Origin of the sequence: Pandoraea aquatica (assembly GCF_902459565.1) — a bacterium.
GTDB classification, from domain to species: domain Bacteria; phylum Pseudomonadota; class Gammaproteobacteria; order Burkholderiales; family Burkholderiaceae; genus Pandoraea; species Pandoraea aquatica.
Genome location: NZ_CABPSN010000002.1, coordinates 868,231 through 885,258 on the forward strand (window position 1 = coordinate 868,231; position 17,028 = coordinate 885,258).

Sequence of the window (17,028 nt, forward strand, 5' to 3'; positions counted from 1 at the left end):
GGCAGGTGGCCTCTGCGCCGACTTCGCGCTGGCGCAATACCGCATCGAGGCACAGAAATCTTTCAAAAAACGCCAATTGTGGCAAAGTATCGCACTTCGTGTTGCGAGTTCGACTTTTTGCGGCACTCGCGACGCCCGCCGATACGACGACCCAGACGTTCTGGTGCATGACGCTGCTACGCGCGCCTAACGTCGCACTCAATTGGATCGCCATCAGATGCGAATGCTCTCCGCGCTGGCGCTTGCCGCCAGTCTCGCCACCGGGGCCGTGATGGCGCCGGCCTTTGCCAGCGCCGCTCAAGCCTCCGACAACGTTAATAGCGGCGGTGTTCCCGTCGCGATGCCGTCGGCCGCCGCCAAACAAAAGTTCATCGACGATCTCATCGCGCGCATGACGCTCGAAGAGAAGATCGGTCAACTGCGTCTGATCAGCATCGGCGCGGACATGCCGCAGCCGAAGCTCATCAAGGAAATCGCGGCCGGTCGCGTGGGCGGCACGTTCAATTCGGTCACGCGCAGCGAGAATCGTCCGCTGCAAGACGCTGCCGTCAAGCAAAGCCGTCTGAAGATCCCGATCTTCTTCGCATACGACATCGTGCACGGCCATCGCACCGTGTTCCCGATCAGCCTCGGCCTCGCGTCGAGCTGGGACATGACGGTGGTCAAGCACGCCGCTCGCGTGGCCGCGCAAGAAGCGAGCGCGGACGGTCTGGACGCCACATTCGCGCCGATGGTCGACATCTCGCGCGATCCGCGCTGGGGCCGCACCTCGGAAGGCTTCGGCGAAGACCCCTATCTGGTCTCGCAGAGCGCGCGCGCCAGCGTGCAGGGCTTTCAGGGCACCTCGCCCGCCAATCCGGACAGCCTGATGGCGTTCGTGAAGCACTTCGCGCTGTACGGTGCGGTGGAAGGCGGACGCGATTACAACGTCGTCGACATGAGTCCGATGCGCATGTATCAGGACTATCTGCCGCCGTATCGCGCCGGTATCGATGCTGGTGCAGGTGGCGTGATGATCGCGCTGAACTCCGTGAACGGCACGCCCGCGACGTCGAACAAGTGGCTGTTGCGCGACCTGCTGCGCGGCGAGTGGGGCTTCAAGGGCGTCACGGTAAGCGATCACGGCGCGATTGAAGAACTGATGCGTCACGGCGTGGCGAAGGACGGCCGCGAAGCGGCGAAGCTCGCCATCGAAGCGGGCGTCGACATGAGCATGGCGGACCAGCAATACCTCAAGCAACTGCCCGATCTTGTGAAGTCCGGCGACGTGCCGATTCGCTTCATCGACGATGCCGTGCGCGAAGTGCTCGGCGCGAAGTACGACATGGGCCTGTTCGCCGATCCCTATCGTCGTATCGGCAACGCCGCGCAAGATCCGAAGGATGTTTACGCCGACGACCGTCTGCATCGTGATGCCGCACGCGACATCGCTCGCAAGTCCATCGTCCTACTCGAAAACCAGCACGATGCATTGCCGCTGAAGAAAGCAGGCAAGGTCGCCGTGATCGGGCCGCTCGCCGATTCGAAGCTCGACATGATGGGGAGCTGGTCGGCAGCAGGCAAACCTGCGCAGGCCGTATCGCTGCTGCAAGGCGTGCGTGACACGCTCGGCGACAAGGGGCAGGTGACGTATGCGCGCGGGGCGAACATCACCGACGATCCGCGCGTGGTCGAGTACCTGAACTTCCTCGACTGGGACAATCCGGAAGTCGTGCAGGACAAGCGCACGCCGCAGCAGATGATCGACGAAGCCGTGCAGGTCGCACGCAACGCCGACACGCTGATCGTGGCGGTGGGCGAATCGCGCGGTATGTCGCATGAGGCATCGAGTCGTACGAGTTTGATGCTGCCGGGTAGCCAGTTGGCGTTGTTGCAGGCGCTCAAGGCGACGGGCAAGCCGCTCGTCGTGGTGTTGATGAACGGCCGTCCGCTCGATCTGAACTGGGCGAAGGTCAATGCCGACGCGATGCTGGAGACGTGGTACGCGGGCACCGAAGGCGGTCATGCTATCGCCGATGTGCTGTTCGGCGACTACAACCCGTCGGCCAAGCTGCCGATCTCGTTCCCGCGCTCCATCGGTCAGATCCCGACGTACTACAACCAGTTGCGCATCGGCCGGCCGTTTACGCCGGGCAAACCGGCGAACTACACGTCGCAATACTTCGAGGAAGACTCCGGTCCGCTGTACGCGTTCGGCTACGGCCTGAGCTACACGACGTTCGACGTCTCGAAGGTCAAGCTCTCGGCCACGACGATGACGAGCGGCGGCAAGGTGGAGGCGAGCGTGACCGTGCGCAACACCGGCAAGCGCGAAGGCGAGACCGTCGTGCAGTTGTATTTGCAGGACGTGGCGGCGTCGATTGTGCGTCCGATCAAGGAGCTGAAGGGCTTCCAGAAGGTGAGCCTGAAGCCGGGCGAGTCGCGCACCGTGCAATTCGCCATCGACGACAGCCTGCTGAAGTTCTACAACGCGAAGCTGCAATACGTGGCGGAGCCGGGCGACTTCAACGTGCAGATCGGACTCGATTCGCAGAACGTCCAGCAAGCGACGTTTACGCTTCAGTAACTGCCAGCGTTACCTCTCCTCACGCCTGCGTCTGGAATTCCCCCGCAAGGAATTCCACGCAGGCGCGCACTTTGGCCGACGACGCCACGCGCGACGGATACACCGCCCAGACATTGGCCGGTTGCGTGACTTCCGGCAGCACCTGCACCAGATCCCCGCGCGCGATCAGCGCCCCCACATCCCACATCGACCGCAGCACGATGCCCTGACCGTCGAGCGCCCACTGCACGGCGACTTCGCCGTGGTTCGTCGAGAGCGGCCCCGTCACCTTGAGCGAGACGGATTCGCCGCGTTGCTGCAACCGCCACATGCCGAACGGGTGATCGCGTTCCTTGATGACGATGCACGCGTGCCCCGCGAGATCGCTTAACTGACGCGGTGTGCCGTGCGCATCCAGATACGCCGCCGACGCACACAACACGCGATGGTTATCCGCGAGCTTGCGCGCAATGAGATGCGGTGCGATCTCGTCGCCGATACGCACGTCGAGGTCGTAGCCCTCTGCCGCCACATCGACGATGCGGTCGAACAGATCGAGCCGAACATTGAGTTGCGGATGCAGCGCACGAAGCCGCGACATCGCCGGGGCCACGACGTGCCGCCCGAAGCCGAAGCTGCTCGACACCCGCAGCGTGCCGCGCGGCACCTGACGCGTACTCGACACGTCCTCCATCAGATGATTCACGTCGTCGAGAATCTTCTCGGCCCATGCGTAGACCCGCTCACCGGCGTCCGTGATCGCCACGCGCCGCGTCGAGCGGTGTAGCAGGCGCGTGCCGAGATCGGCCTCCAGCATGCCCACACGCTTGCTCACATAGGCCGGTGAGACGCCCAGCGCCTCGGCTGCTGCCGAGAAGCTGGCGCGGCGCGCGACCTGACAGAACACGCGCAGATCGTCGAGATTGGGATTGACGGGCAGGGGTTTATTCACGATTCGTGTATAGTGGATTAACCGATTGGGGGATTTTATCCGCGATGGAATGGAATAATCTAGCGGCATTCGTCAAACGTTCAGGAGACAGACCATGACCGAAACGTCCCAACGCCCCCAGCGTCCGTTCAAGATCGCCGTGATCCCGGGCGACGGCATCGGTAAAGAGGTGATGCCCGAAGGCTTGCGCGTGCTCGACGCCGCCAGCAAGCGCTTCGGCATTCCCGTCGAGTATCAGCACATCGAGTGGGCGAGTTGCGATTACTACGTCCAGCACGGCCAGATGATGCCGGACGACTGGAAGCAGCAGCTCGACGGCGTGGACGCGATTCTGTTCGGTGCGGTGGGCTGGCCCGAGACGGTGCCCGATCACATTTCGCTGTGGGGCTCGTTGCTGAAGTTCCGTCGTGAGTTCGATCAGTACATCAACCTGCGCCCGGCGCGCCTGTTCGACGGCGTGCCGTCGCCGCTCGCGAACCGCAAGGCGGGCGACATCGATTTCATGATCGTGCGCGAGAACACCGAAGGCGAGTATTCGTCGATTGGCGGTGTGATGTTCGAAGGCACGGAGCGTGAGTTTGTCGTGCAGGAGTCGGTGTTCACGCGTCAGGGCACGGAGCGCGTGCTGAAGTTCGCGTTCGACCTCGCGCAGCAGCGCGAGCGCAAGCACGTGACGGTCGCGACCAAGAGCAACGGCATCTCGATTTCCATGCCGTGGTGGGACAAGCGTGCGGCGGAGACGGCGGCGAAGTATCCCGACATTACGTGGGACAAGCAGCACATCGACATTCTGTGTGCGCGCTTCGTGTTGAATCCGGACCGCTTCGACGTGGTCGTCGCCTCGAATCTGTTCGGCGACATTCTGTCGGACCTCGGCCCGGCGTGCACCGGCACCATCGGCATCGCGCCGTCCGGCAACCTGAACCCGGAAGGCAAGTTCCCGTCGCTCTTCGAGCCGGTGCACGGCTCAGCGCCGGATATCGCGGGCAAGAACATCGCGAACCCGATCGGCATGATCTGGACCGCTGCGATGATGCTCGACTTCATCGGCCGAGGCGATGCGCGTGCGCGTGATGCCCACGACGCGATCCTCGCCGCGATCACTCAGGTCATCAAGGACGGTCCGCGCACCGGTGACATGGGCGGGCGCGCGAACACGACCGAAGTGGGTCAGGCGATTGCAGCAATCGTCTCGGCCGGTTGATCGGCTGAGCGAGTCTGCGCCGCCGATGCAACGTCGCGCGGCGCAAAGTACCGGTTGGGTACCGCCGGTACACCGAGATTCTCGCGGAAGGTGCGGCCTTCGTACTGCGTGCGAAACAGGCCGCGCCGCTGCAACTCCGGCACCACCAGATCCACGAACGACGTAATGCCTGCGGGCGCGCTCGGGAACATGATATTGAAGCCGTCGGCCGCGCCTGTCTCGAACCATTGCTGGAAGTCGTCGGCAATCGATGCCGGTGTGCCGACCAGCACGCGATGCCCGCCACCGGTGAAGCGCGTGTACAGCTCGCGCACGGTCGGCTGTTCGCGCCGTATCCAGTCCACCAGCAGTTTCTGACGGCTCTTGTGCGAGTTCGTCTCCGGCACGTGTTCGGGCAGCGGAACCTTTGCGTCGAACGGCAGGCTGCCGAGATCGATGCCGAGGCTCGCGTAGTTCGTCAGCGCATTCAGCACGACCGCCGGATCGCGATGCGACAGCAGGCTGTCGTAGAGGTCTTCCGCTTCCGACTGCGTGCGACCCACGATGGGTGAGACGCCCGGCAGGATGAAGATGTGTTCGGGCTGACGCCCGTACTTCGACGCGCGCGTCTTCACGTCCGCATAGAACGCGCGGGCATCCTCGATATCCTGCGCCGCTGTGTAAAGCAGCTCGCCCGCCCGCGCGGCCAGCTCACGTCCCGCTTCGCTCGACCCCGCCTGCGCGATCACCGGCCAGCCCTGCACCGGACGCGGCGCACTGAGCGGTCCGCGCACGCGGAAGTGCTTGCCCCGATGATCGAGCGTGCGGATGCGCGACGGATCGGCCCACTGGCCGGTTGCCTTGTTGCGCGGAAAGGCGTCGTCGGCGTGGCTGTCCCAGAGGCCTGTGACGACATCAAAGAACTCGTTCGCGCGCTCGTAGCGCAGCGCATGGTCGACGTGATCGTCGCGGTTGAAGTTCTCGCCGCCGCCGGTGGACGTCACGAGATTCCAGCCAGCGCGCCCACCCGATAGATGGTCGAGCGACGCGAATGCGCGCGCTACGTTATACGGCTCGCTGTAGGTGGTGCTGACGGACGCGACGAGGCCGATGTGCTTCGTTGCACCGGCCAGTCCTGCGAGCAGCACGACGGGGTCCCAGCGCGGCGAGCCGGGGCTGTGCGCGAGGGCGACCGGGTCGGTCGACATGAAGAGGTTGTCGAAGAAGAACAACGCGTCGAACAGGCCGCGCTCCAGTTCTTGCGCGTAGTGCCGGTAGCGCGCGAATTGGAGATAGGCGTCGGTGTCGGTGTCGGGGTGGCGCCAGCTATCGCCTTGCACGCCGGAACCCGACATGTAGGCACCCAGCCGGAGTTTTCGGGCAGGTTGCGTCATGGGCTTGCTCTCGTTCGATATCGGTAGACGACAACGATAGGCGCACGACGCACGTCACCACAAACAACGAAATCAGATAAGCAAACCGCCATAAGCAAACTCGCGTTGCACGGGCTATGGATCGCAGCAATCGATGGTTGGGAATGGGCTGCGGCGTGCCTAGACTGGCACATCCTCCCACTCTCAAAGCTGCGCCGATGCGCGGCGACATGCCATGACGAACACTGCCTCTCATGCCGCCCCTACGGCCCAGCCGGTCAGTCCCGTGCTCGACGCGTTCATTGCGGCGTCTGCTATCGCGTTCGGGCTCTACGTCTCCCCGCCGTCGCGAGCGGCGATGGTGCGCGCCACGCTCGCCCGCTCGGCGAAGCGCGATCTGCGAACGCATGCACAAGACCGCTGGCCAACGTGGCGTGCGCGCTTGCGTCGTGGCGCAGCGGTGGCACTGAGCGTCGCGGCGATTCTGCCGTTCGCCAGCAACGCCGCGAAGGCGGCAGATAAGCCGGTGCTTGTCGTCGGCGATCAAGCCTATAACGCACAGAGTCTTTTCGAAGCATCGGGCGCTTTGCAAGACGCGCCCTACACCGTCTCCTGGAAGCAGTTCCCTGCGGGCACACCGGTCGTCGAAGCGGTGAACGCCGGTGCGCTCGACATTGGCCTGCAAGGCGACGGCCCGGTGCTGTTCCTTGCGGCGCAGGGTGCGCCGGTCAAGGTCATCGGCATCTATCGCGACAGTCCTGACAGCGTGGTGCTGCTCGCGGGGCCGCACACGCAAATCAAGACGGTCGCCGATCTGAAGGGCAAGACGGTGGCGATCACGCGTGGCGGCTGGTCGCAGCAACTGGTGCAGGCGGCGCTGGTGTCGGCCGGGCTGCCGCTCGATTCGGTGAAGTACTCGTATCTGGCGTCGGTCGATTCGGCCGCCGCGTTACAGGCGGGCAAGGTCGATGCCACGGCGACATGGGAGCCGTACGTCACACGTCTGCGTCAGGCGGGTGCGCGCACCGTTGTGACGGCGCGTGGTCTGATCGCGGCGCAGAGCTATCTGTCCACGACGCAGAAGGTGATCGACAGCAAGCGCGAATTGCTCGGGGACTTCGTGCAGCGCTATCAACGTGCACGCGAATGGTCGCTGGCAGATGCGAAGCACATCGAGCGTTACGCGGACGTCTGGGCCGCGAAGTCGCGCGTCGATCCGAAGCTGGCGCATCAATGGTTCAGCACGTCGCGCATTCGCTATGAACCGCTGACGGACGCGGCCATTGCCGAAGCGCAGAAGAGTGTCGACGATTTCGTCAAAACCGGCACGCTGACGAAGGGCTTCGACGTGCGCGGTCTGTTCGATACGTCGTTCAACAAGTTCACGCAGGCAGCGCGTTAATCCGCGAGAACGCGCGAAAACGTCACGCGCTCGCGCGCTGCAACACCTTCTCGCCACCGAACGCACGCGGGCGCGGCGCATCGACGCGCTCGCGCAGCAACTCGACCGCCCGTTGCGCGCGCGCCGACAGCGGCCACTCTGCCCGATGAATCAGCCACAGCGTGTCGACCACGGGCGGGCCGCAGTCCACGACACGAATAGCATCCTGTGACGCGAACGCCTGCCGCGCGTATTGCGGAATGACTGTGAATCCCAGCCCACGTGCGACGTATTCGAGAATCAGGCTGATCTGATTCGTGCATCCCTTGCACGGCAGACTCTGCACCCCCGGATTACCCGGGAAACGGCGACTGAGCAGGCGCGTCGACATCGCCTCGCCATCGGGGTGATCGATGAAGCCGATGCGCTTGAGATCTTCCCACTTGTGCACGTCCTCACCGGCAGGCACCACGAGTTCAAGCGGCTCCTGCGTGAATGGCGTTGCCGTGAGACGGGGATCGTCCGGACGCAGCGTGACGAGACCCAGCTCAAAGTGATTCTGAAGAATGCCTTCGAGCACTTCGCGGTCGGGCGCGAAACGATGACGCACGGCCATCGCGGGATTCGCCTGCTGCATGTCGAGCAGGATCGGGCACAGATACAGCCCGATGCTGCCCGGCGTGATGAGGTTGATGTTGCCGCATTCCTCGTTCGCATCTTCGAGACTGGAGCGCAGATGCCGGCCCGCGCACTCGACCTGTTCGCAATAGACGAGCAGCGCCTGACCGGCAGGCGTGAGTTCCACGGCACGCGGGCGTCGCACGAGCAACGGCCCGAATTCCTCTTCGAGATGCTTGATGTGCTGGCTGACCGCCGCTTGCGTCAACCCCAACTGGTCGGCGGTGCGGGTGAAGTTGCCCAGCTCGGCGAGCGTGGCGAAGGATTTGAGCCACTGGGGATTGACCATAATGAAGTGTTATCGAATCGATAATTTGTAGATAGTTTCCATTATAGCGATGTGGGGCTACCATTGCTTGCGTCGACCGAACCGGTCGAGATGCCGTGAAGACCGCCGTGAGCCGCAGGCTCCGCCGGCCGGCACTGCTGTGCCCGAACACTGCCCCCCAATTAGAGAAACCTCATGTCTGCCCTGTTTTCCCCGTTTGAACTCAAGAGCGCCAAGTTGCGCAACCGCATCGCGATTCCGCCGATGTGCCAGTACAGCGCCGTCGATGGCGTGACCAACGATTGGCACCTCGCCCATTACGCCAGCCTCGCGCGCGGTGGCGCGGGTCTGGTGATCGTCGAAGCGACCGCCGTGTCGCCCGAAGGCCGTATTTCGCCGGGATGCACCGGTCTGTGGAACGACGAACAGACGACTGGCATGGCGCGCATCGCAGCGGCAATCAAGTCGCACGGCGCGGTGCCGGGCATCCAGATTGCCCACGCAGGCCGCAAGGCAAGCGCCAACCGGCCGTGGGAAGGTGATGACCATATCGGTGAAGACGACCCGCGCGGCTGGCCGACGATCTCGCCGTCCGCCGTCGCCTTCGGTGGCGACCTCGGCAAGGTGCCGAAGGCCATGACGCTCGACGACATCGCCCGCGTGAAGGCCGATTTCGTGGCTGCCGCACGCCGCGCACTCGCCGCTGGCTTCGAATGGCTCGAACTGCACTTTGCCCACGGTTATCTGGCGCAAAGCTTCTTCTCGCTGCACGCCAATCATCGCGAAGACAACTACGGTGGCGACCTCGCTGGCCGTAGCCGTTTCCTGCTGGAGACGCTGGCAGCCGTGCGCGAAGTGTGGCCGGAACACCTGCCGCTGACCGCGCGTTTCGGTGTCATCGAATACGATGGCCGCGACGAAGAAACGTTGGCGGAGTCGATCACGCTTGCGCGTCAGATGCGCGAAGGCGGTCTGGATCTGCTGAGCGTGAGCGTCGGTTTCTCGACGCCGAACGCGAACATCCCCTGGGGCACGCCGTTCCTCGCACCGATTTCGGAGCGCGTGAAGCAGGAAGCCGGTATCCCGGTCGCATCGGCCTGGGGCATCGACGATCCGGTCGTGGCGAACCGTATCGTGGCCGATGGCCAGCTGGATCTCGTGATGGTAGGCCGGGCCCATCTGGCGAACCCGCACTGGCCGTACTTCGCCGCGCGCGAACTCGACGAGAAGCGTCCGACGTGGGTGCTGCCCGCACCGTACGCTCACTGGCTTGAGCGCTATCGCGCACCGCGTGCCGCGTAAGTAGAAAAGCATCGCGCAAAACACAACGCCCCCGGACGTCACAAGACGCCGGGGGCGTTCTGCTTTGGGGCAAGGTCACTTGGCCTTATTTCTCTATGTTTGCTCGGTCAAATGGTCTTGATTAATCACGTTGAGCGCGCTGTGGAGCTCTGTTCCTTCTCTCGGTCCATGTGAGATTTGAACGCACTTCAGCTTCTACATATCGCACGAGCCTCCTCATGATCAATGCAAGAGATTAGTATTTCGTTATGGAAATTCTTATTTCTAATTTGATGCTTACCCTCAACCGGGAGGAGCGAGTTTGCTCCGAATTGAACCTCGGAAAGGACTTTTCCGAGGGGGCGGGGGCGCTCCGGCCATATGGTAATAAGGTCGTCCGCGGTCGCGAAAAGTCGGTAGGAATGGGGGCGAAGGTGATGCCATGTGTTTTTTCAATAGGAGCCAGTTATACTCGACTGCTTTCTATGGTTGTCTCGGGCGAGAGTGGGGCGGCAAATTTCAAACACCGGGCTTGGGGGCTCGAAAATGTTGAACCGGATTGTTGTTGGAGATCTGGCCAGTGCAGCCAGTGAGCTACGAAATGTTTTAAGCGATCTCCGTCTGCGGCTACTTCGAATGGAGGTGGCCTCACGTGCGTTGCAGGATGGGCCAAAAAATGCACACAACGCCCCTATGTATGGGCCCTATTTAGGGCGTGCATATCTTGAAACGGCTTGTACAGCGTTGTTGGCGCGTATGGATCCCTTCCGGGTTCTTGCGGCCAAACGCCATCAAGAAGCGTCGTACTACGCATTCGAATCACGGAGCAAGTCCGGCATTCAGTGGTCCGGTGATATTGTGTCGCCAGACAAACCGACCTCCCAAATGTGGGCCATTAATACCCGTGAGAACGGCTGTCGCTCGCTCTTCGGACCTTGGACAAATGAGGTCATTTGGATACCAGCGTTCGAAAGACTGGGTGATGCTGTCGCGAATTCAACTGTCGTTCATGCTTGGGTCTCAGATCTTTCGAACAAGCAGCCGGAAGGATTCTGTGCTGAACTTCGAAGTAGCCTTGAGGGGCTATTTTCGAAGTTCTCTAAGGGTGTCCACAGCGAATTGCTTGCCAACCAGCACGCGGTATTCGACTCGGTATCTATCGAAAGCGACTTTCACTCTGTAGCGCAGAGACTGACTTGTTTTGCTTTGCTTAGTCATTTTAGTGATCATTTCTTATACAGATTGAGTGCGGATAAGGCACTTGATATCGCGAATCGAATCGGGAGTTTTTGGAAATGAATGATGATGGGCTGGTTCTCGCTGCTGAAGATTGCGAGGAGACAGAGTTTATTCGTCTTCATCGTTTCACTGAGTATGAGGACAGGATAATTAAGAGTCTTATGGCTCACGGTCCTGTTCTTTTGCGTGGAGGACGGGGAAGCGGAAAAAGCGCGCTTCTAATTGAGGCGACTCGTCGCGCGCATAGCTCTCTCCCTACCGTCCTGGCTGTTTATCTCAGCCTCCGTCATCTTCCGTTGCTGGAAGCTTCAGGAAATGACTATCAGCAATTCTTTACTCGTTTGCTTGTCGATGCAGTAAATGATGCTCTCGACAAGGCTGGTTTGTCTGAAAGATTGCCCTCGCGTATTGGGCCTGAAGATATAAGGTCCGCTCTTGTCGGACTTGCATCAACAATCCGTAAACGGCTCGTCCTGATGTTTGATGACGCGGCGCACATCGGTCGCGAGACAGACCTCGGCGATTTTTTCGGATTATTCCGTACTCTTTCCGGGAATGGTGTCTCCTGCAAGGCTGCCATTTATCCCGGGGTAACGAAATTCGGGACGAGGTTCGACGTCTATAACGATGCTACTGTGATCGATTTGGCGCGAGATGAAAGAACTCCCGCGTTTGCGGAGTTTTTTCGCGAGGTTATCCGTGCCAGATACTCTGGCCTGGAAAATAAATTTACAAAGTCTGTGCTTGCGGATGAGGAGAGAATTTATCGATTTCTCGGCCGCGCTGTGCTCGGTAATGCCAGGGCTTTTGTTTTTACCTGCAACATGCTGAGCGAGCACAGAGCTATTGGTCTAACGGAGTTGACGTCCTGTCTTCTGAAGCTTGGCGCGGACTACTATTGGCCGCTGCTCGAGGAGTTGAAACCCAAGCTGGGAATATACGAACCGCTCCTTGACCCTGCGCAGGACGTGGCCGAACGTCTGTTCAAGCACCTCGCGGATAAGCGAGCAACGTCGTTTCTTCTACACAGAGATCACCAGCATCGTCTTGCCAAAGTGCTCGAAATTCTCGAGTACGTAGGTTTCATTTCTCGGCGGGAGGCATCTCGGACATTGAAGTCGGGAGGCAGGGGAGGACGGTATGCGTCGAATCTGTGCACTCTCCTTGACCACGTGCCGCAACGACGAGTAACGGTGGATCTATTTATCGAGTGGTCAGCAACGGCGGACGAGCCCGCTGAAATCTATTCGACCAACGAAGTGCTCAACGTCCCTGTGCCTGACCCTGATCCCTCGCGTAATCTCGCAGTGTTGGCACTTGGAATCGAAGTTCTCGGGAATCGGAACGTGTATCCCTATGGGTTAACCGAGCAAAAAATACAAACACTGCGCGAGGCGGGGATTGTAACGATTCAAGACTTAGCGCTCGCTCCTGACGAGAAGCTTAGAAAGCTGCCAAGCATCGGGACAAAGTTCTTTAATCGTATTAAGAACACGGTGGCTCAGGCCATATGGATGTAGTAGTCAAAGTGACGGGCTTTCATTACCAGTTGATGTCCACACAAAGCACATGCAACCCCTGCTTCGCGGGCGATGCGATAGAGGCCGTCACGCACAGGTGTGCTTCGTTGATCGAGAGATAAGGCGGTGTGAAATGCACTTCGCCCGGCGCACGCATGGCTTCGATGAAGTACGGACGCCGCGCCCAGTTCGCGCCTTCCGAATGCAGTAGCGGACGGAAGCGCTTGGCGCGTTGCGACGAATGGCTGTGCGGCAGCACGTTGTCGCCGATCTGGCGGCCGGCGGCGTCGAGCAGGAAGCAGCGCGCGGCGTCGGGCAGGGCGAGCAGGTCGTGCGTCGCCTGACGAATGTCCTGTCCCTGAGCGATGCGCGCCGCCGCCGATTCGATCCCGGCGACATACGGTGCGAGTCGCGCATGCTGCGCCCGCTCACGCTCGACGATCTGCGTGCGCAGCGCGGACGACAGGGCGTCCATACGCTCGGCTGCGACCTTCGGCGGCACGGGGTCGAAATCCGGTGCGGCGAAATACTGCCCCTGCACGAAGTCGACATTGCACTCCAGTGCGATAAGCGCCTCGCGATCCGTCGTGAGGCCACCCATCATCACCAACTGTCCCGATTCGTGCAGCAGCGACACGAGGCCCGGCAGCACGCGCGCGAGGTGCGATTGCTCGGCGGCCTGCGCCAGAATGCCGCGATCGAGCACTACGATATCCGGACGCAGATCCCACACCCGGTCGATATTCGAGTGCTTCGCACCGAAGCCACCCAGCGCGATCAGGAAGCCCGCCTTGCGCAGGCTGCCGACGATGGCGCCGAAGCGCGGCGTGTCGCCGCCCGCCTGTTCGGGCACCTCAAGCACTACGCGCTGCGGCGACAGGCCGGTCGCCTTGAGCGTGGCGATCAGCGCGTCGCCGTAGACCGTGTCCATCAGCGCGGCGGGGTGCAGGTTCAAAAAGAGCCACGCATCGCGGCTGTCGAATTCGTGGAAGTTGCCCAGATGCAGCGACTCGGCGAGTCGGCCCAGCTCCAGCATGTCGCCATGCCGCGCGGCCATCGTGAAGACTTCGTGCGACGGCACATGACGGCCCTGCGCGTCATGCGCGCGCAATGAGGCGTGATAGCCGATGGCGCGGCGGTGCGAGACCGAGAACACCGGCTGGAAGACGCTGGAGATCGTGAAATCGCCGTATATGACGATGCGCCGGCCGTCGTCGGCCGCCGTCATTCGTGGCGGCAGGAGTCCGGGAGCGTCGAGATCGATGGTCATGGTCGTGACAGGCGTGGGGGCTAGTCGGGTCTGTTCACATGTATTCCGGGCTCGTGTTGCCTGGCCAAAGGGGCGAGCGCAAGAAATGAGCCGAAGCGAATATCGGGAATATTCGCGAGGGTCATGACGCAGCGATCGCCCCTTTGGCCAGGCAACACGGAGGGAACGTGCCCTACCGGCCGTCTGGCGGCGTTGCCCGCAGCTTGCTTGGAGCGACCAAGCGGCGCAGCGGGCGCCTTGCCAGTCAACCGGTAGAACACGTTCACGAGCTCGGAATACATGTGAACAGACCCAAAAGATATGTACAGAATAGGAGAGCAAGAAGCGTGCTCAAAGGCGCGCGCTATTGTCCCCGATTTTCGGGGCGTTTTTCGTGTGTCTTGTGACGCGACGCACCAGAGAATGCCGTCCGCGCCCCAAAGTGGGGCGTGGATGCTGGGGATGTCGGCACGCGCACTTGCGGCATCGCCTTCCCGTGGGCTGCGTAGCTGAACTACGGTGCCAGCACCTGCGCCCGCCGGGCCACGCGGGCAAGGGCCAGCGCGCACACCGCGTTGAAGACGTGCAGCCCGCCCGGGCCGAGCAGCGTCACGGCCAGCGAGGCGATCATCGGGCCGAGCAGGCCGCCGACGGAAAAGAGGATGAGCAGCGTGGCGCTCACGCCGATGCGCCGTTCCGGCTCGGTGCGGTCGTTCACGTGGGAGACGATCAGCCCGTACTGCGTGAAGTTCACGGCCGAGAAAAGGAACATCAGCAGGAAGACCAGCCAGTGCGCCTGAATGAAGATGAGCGGGGCGCAGAACACGACCGACGCCAGCGCCAGACGCCGCGACACCGTGCGCCGGTCCATGCGGTCTGACAGGCGTCCCACCGGCCATTGCATGAGCAGCGCGCCGAACAGCGCCACACCCATCAGCGTCGACAGACTGCCGATGGAGAAGCCGATGCGTGTGAGGTAGACCGGCATCATCGCGTAGAACGCGCTGTACAGGAACCCGGCGAGAATGCAGCCCGGAATGGCAATCGGGGTGGCGCGCGCCATTTCCGTGACGCTGTCGAACAAGCTCATCGCCGGTTGTTTGACGAGACGCTCGTCGGCCACGCGCGTGGGCCAGCCTTGCATCAGCGTGATCGGCAGAATGGCGGCGACGAACAACCCGGCGACGAGCAGTAACTGTCCTTCGCTGCCCGCTTCGCCGATATTGAGCAGGAACTGGCCGGTGCTCACCGCGAGGTAGTTGATCGTGAGATACGACCCGAACACGCGTCCGCGCATGGTGTTCGGCACCGAACCGTTCAGCCAGCTTTCCACCGTGGTGTACATGCCCATCAGCGCGAGGCCGGTGCCCACGCGGAGCAGACACAGCAACAGCATCGACTCGGAGACGGCGAAGCCCATCACGAAGAGGGCGGCGAGCGCCGTGAACGCCACGAACGCGCGATGCTGCCCGATGCGCTCGATCAGCGACCGGTTGTAGAACGCGCCGAGCAGGAAGCCCGCGTAGTAGCACGACTGGATCACCCCGATGGTGAATGTCGACGCGCCGAATTTCAGCGCATGGAAAGGCACGGCAGTGACGAACAATCCGTTGCCCACGACCAGCACGCCGTAGCCCAGCAGAATGCCCATGAGCGCGGGATAGACGCTGATGGGCAGGGGAACGGCGTCGGCCGGGGCAGGGCCGGGCGGCGTCGACGGCGCACCCAGCAGCGAGGCTTCGGACAGCGGACCGGGACGATCGGGCTCGTCTTCGGCAATGGGAGTATCTAGCGACGGATCGCGTTGCATTCGATTTCGCGGGGCTCGCGGGCCAGAGAGTTGGGGGCAAAGGCTTGCACGAGCGTTCATCATCGCACGATGAAGACACTTAGGCGAACTGATCACGGGCAGGCGTGCATCGTCGCCTCAAAAAACAAAGGCGTGTCCCGGTGCAGGACACGCCTTGTTCCAGCGCCGCTTCCCGTGAAGCGACGTCATTCATAAGACAGCGGCATCAGACAGCGATCAGTGCTCCGTCACCCCCGCGCCATGCCACACGTTCTGGCGGCGTTTGCGACTGCCGATCCACGCGGCGGACAGTGCGCTGATGAGCCCGGCGACCAGCACGTAGATGCAGATCATCCACGGCTCGCCACCGTTCTTCTGCAACAGGTACGTGGCGATGATCGGGCTCAGGCCGCTCGCGAAGATGCCCGAGAACTGGTAGACGAACGAGATGCCGGTGTAACGAACCTTTGCGTCGAACAGTTCGGAGAAGAGCGCGGCTTCCGGGCCATAGACCGATGCGTAGATCACACCCAGCGGAATGACGATGGACAGCCATACGAGCATCACATTGCCGCCGCTTGCCTTCATCAGCCAGAATCCGGCGAACGACGACAGGCCAGTCGCGAGCGAGCCCCAGAAGTAGATGCGCGTGCGGCCGATGCGGTCGGAGAGCTTGCCGAAGAACGGAATGGTGAAGATCATTACGAACGCGGCCGCCATCACGCCGGTGAGCGCTTCGGTCTGCGAGAGCTTGAGCGTCTGCGTCAGGTAGGCAATCGAGAACACGCCGAAGATGTTGAAGAACACGCCGTCGATGAAACGCGCGCCCATACCGGCCAGCACGTTGCCGGGGCTCTTCGTGAGCACTTCCGCAATCGGAATCTTGATCTCGGCACCCGCCTTCTTGATCTTCGCGAACTCCGGCGTTTCCATCACGTTCAGGCGAATGTACATGCCGATGGCAACGAGCCCGACCGACAGGAAGAACGCCACGCGCCAGCCCCATGCGAGGAACTGTGCGTTAGTCAGCGTGTACGACAGGAATGCCACCACACCGGACGCCAGACACAGGCCAAGCGCAAGACCGACCTGCGGAATGCTCGCGTAATAGCCGCGCTTTTCCTTCGGCGCGTATTCGAACGCCATGAGCACCGCACCGCCCCATTCGCCGCCGAGACCGATACCTTGCAGCACGCGCAGCAACAGCAGCAGGACTGGCGCCCAGATCCCGATCTGCGCATAGGTGGGCACCAGACCGATCAACATGGTGGCGATGCCCATGATGGTGAGCGTCATCACGAGCATGCTCTTGCGTCCGAGCTTGTCGCCGAAGTGACCGAAGATCACGCCCCCGAGCGGACGGCTCAGGAAGCCCACCGCGAACGTGCCGTAAGCGAGCATCGTGGAGATGAGCGGATCGCTGCCGGGGAAATACAGCTTGTTGAACACGATGCCGGCGACGACACCGTATAGAAAGAAGTCGTACCACTCGATGGTGGCGCCGATGAGGCTGGCGACGACGACACGGCGCATCTGCCGCGCGTCGGTCCTGGTCGATGCATTCATGGTT

12 protein-coding genes are annotated in these 17,028 nt (G+C 61.9%); 6 read left to right on the top strand and 6 right to left on the bottom strand.

Translation table 11 applies throughout. The features are described 5' to 3' along the window. Positions 1-223: 223 nt before the first annotated feature. Positions 224-2,566 (top strand): beta-glucosidase BglX, encoded by a 2,343-nt coding sequence (gene bglX / locus PAQ31011_RS09475; protein WP_217424857.1) that lies wholly within the window; start codon positions 224-226, stop codon positions 2,564-2,566. A gap of 19 nt (positions 2,567-2,585) precedes the next feature. Here the strand turns inward: bglX and PAQ31011_RS09480 are convergent, their stop codons facing one another. Further along, the gene (locus PAQ31011_RS09480) at positions 2,586-3,485 is read right to left on the bottom strand and encodes a LysR family transcriptional regulator (protein ID WP_150575831.1); all 900 of its coding nucleotides are present in this window, start codon (positions 3,483-3,485) and stop codon (positions 2,586-2,588) included. Between the two features lie 106 nt (positions 3,486-3,591). On the opposite strand from PAQ31011_RS09480, the gene PAQ31011_RS09485 reads away from it, so the two are divergent. Further along, positions 3,592-4,701 carry a tartrate dehydrogenase gene (locus PAQ31011_RS09485; protein ID WP_150575555.1) on the top strand — a complete coding sequence of 370 codons (1,110 nt, stop codon included), beginning with the start codon at positions 3,592-3,594 and terminating at the stop codon, positions 4,699-4,701. Here PAQ31011_RS09485 and PAQ31011_RS09490 read toward each other — a convergent pair. Next, positions 4,668-6,074: an LLM class flavin-dependent oxidoreductase gene (locus tag PAQ31011_RS09490; protein WP_150575556.1), complete on the bottom strand. Its 1,407-nt coding sequence runs from the start codon at positions 6,072-6,074 to the stop codon at positions 4,668-4,670. The two genes, PAQ31011_RS09485 and PAQ31011_RS09490, sit on opposite strands and share 34 nt — an antisense overlap. A gap of 214 nt (positions 6,075-6,288) precedes the next feature. Here PAQ31011_RS09490 and PAQ31011_RS09495 point away from each other — a divergent pair, with 214 nt between their 5' ends. After that, the gene (locus PAQ31011_RS09495; RefSeq protein ID WP_150575557.1) at positions 6,289-7,455 is read left to right on the top strand and encodes an ABC transporter substrate-binding protein; all 1,167 of its coding nucleotides are present in this window, start codon (positions 6,289-6,291) and stop codon (positions 7,453-7,455) included. A gap of 22 nt (positions 7,456-7,477) precedes the next feature. On the opposite strand, the gene PAQ31011_RS09500 is transcribed toward PAQ31011_RS09495, so the two are convergent. Continuing rightward, entirely contained in the window at positions 7,478-8,401 is a 924-nt protein-coding gene (locus PAQ31011_RS09500) for a LysR family transcriptional regulator (RefSeq protein WP_046290809.1), read from the bottom strand. A gap of 174 nt (positions 8,402-8,575) precedes the next feature. On the opposite strand from PAQ31011_RS09500, the gene PAQ31011_RS09505 reads away from it, so the two are divergent. The 3 genes from PAQ31011_RS09505 (at position 8,576) to PAQ31011_RS09515 (ending at position 12,420) form a co-directional block, all read left to right on the top strand. Next, complete coding sequence (locus tag PAQ31011_RS09505; RefSeq protein WP_150575558.1) at positions 8,576-9,682, top strand: NADH:flavin oxidoreductase/NADH oxidase; 1,107 nt, start codon at positions 8,576-8,578, stop codon at positions 9,680-9,682. Between the two features lie 525 nt (positions 9,683-10,207). After that, entirely contained in the window at positions 10,208-10,960 is a 753-nt protein-coding gene (locus PAQ31011_RS09510) for a hypothetical protein (protein ID WP_150575559.1), read from the top strand. Next, a complete protein-coding gene (locus PAQ31011_RS09515) occupies positions 10,957-12,420 on the top strand; it encodes a hypothetical protein (RefSeq protein ID WP_150575560.1) in 1,464 nt (487 codons plus the stop codon). Before PAQ31011_RS09510 ends, PAQ31011_RS09515 begins: the two co-directional genes overlap by 4 nt. 22 nt (positions 12,421-12,442) lie before the next feature. Here PAQ31011_RS09515 and PAQ31011_RS09520 read toward each other — a convergent pair whose 3' ends face one another. The 3 genes from PAQ31011_RS09520 to PAQ31011_RS09530 form a co-directional block, all read right to left on the bottom strand. Next, positions 12,443-13,690: a sensor domain-containing phosphodiesterase gene (locus PAQ31011_RS09520; protein ID WP_150575561.1), complete on the bottom strand. Its 1,248-nt coding sequence runs from the start codon at positions 13,688-13,690 to the stop codon at positions 12,443-12,445. 493 nt (positions 13,691-14,183) lie between these two features. Beyond that, the gene (locus tag PAQ31011_RS09525; protein ID WP_174990036.1) at positions 14,184-15,479 is read right to left on the bottom strand and encodes an MFS transporter; all 1,296 of its coding nucleotides are present in this window, start codon (positions 15,477-15,479) and stop codon (positions 14,184-14,186) included. A 216-nt stretch (positions 15,480-15,695) separates the two neighbouring features. After that, on the bottom strand, positions 15,696-17,024 hold the full coding sequence (locus tag PAQ31011_RS09530; RefSeq protein WP_150575563.1) for an MFS transporter: 1,329 nt from the start codon (positions 17,022-17,024) through the stop codon (positions 15,696-15,698). Positions 17,025-17,028 lie beyond the last annotated feature (4 nt).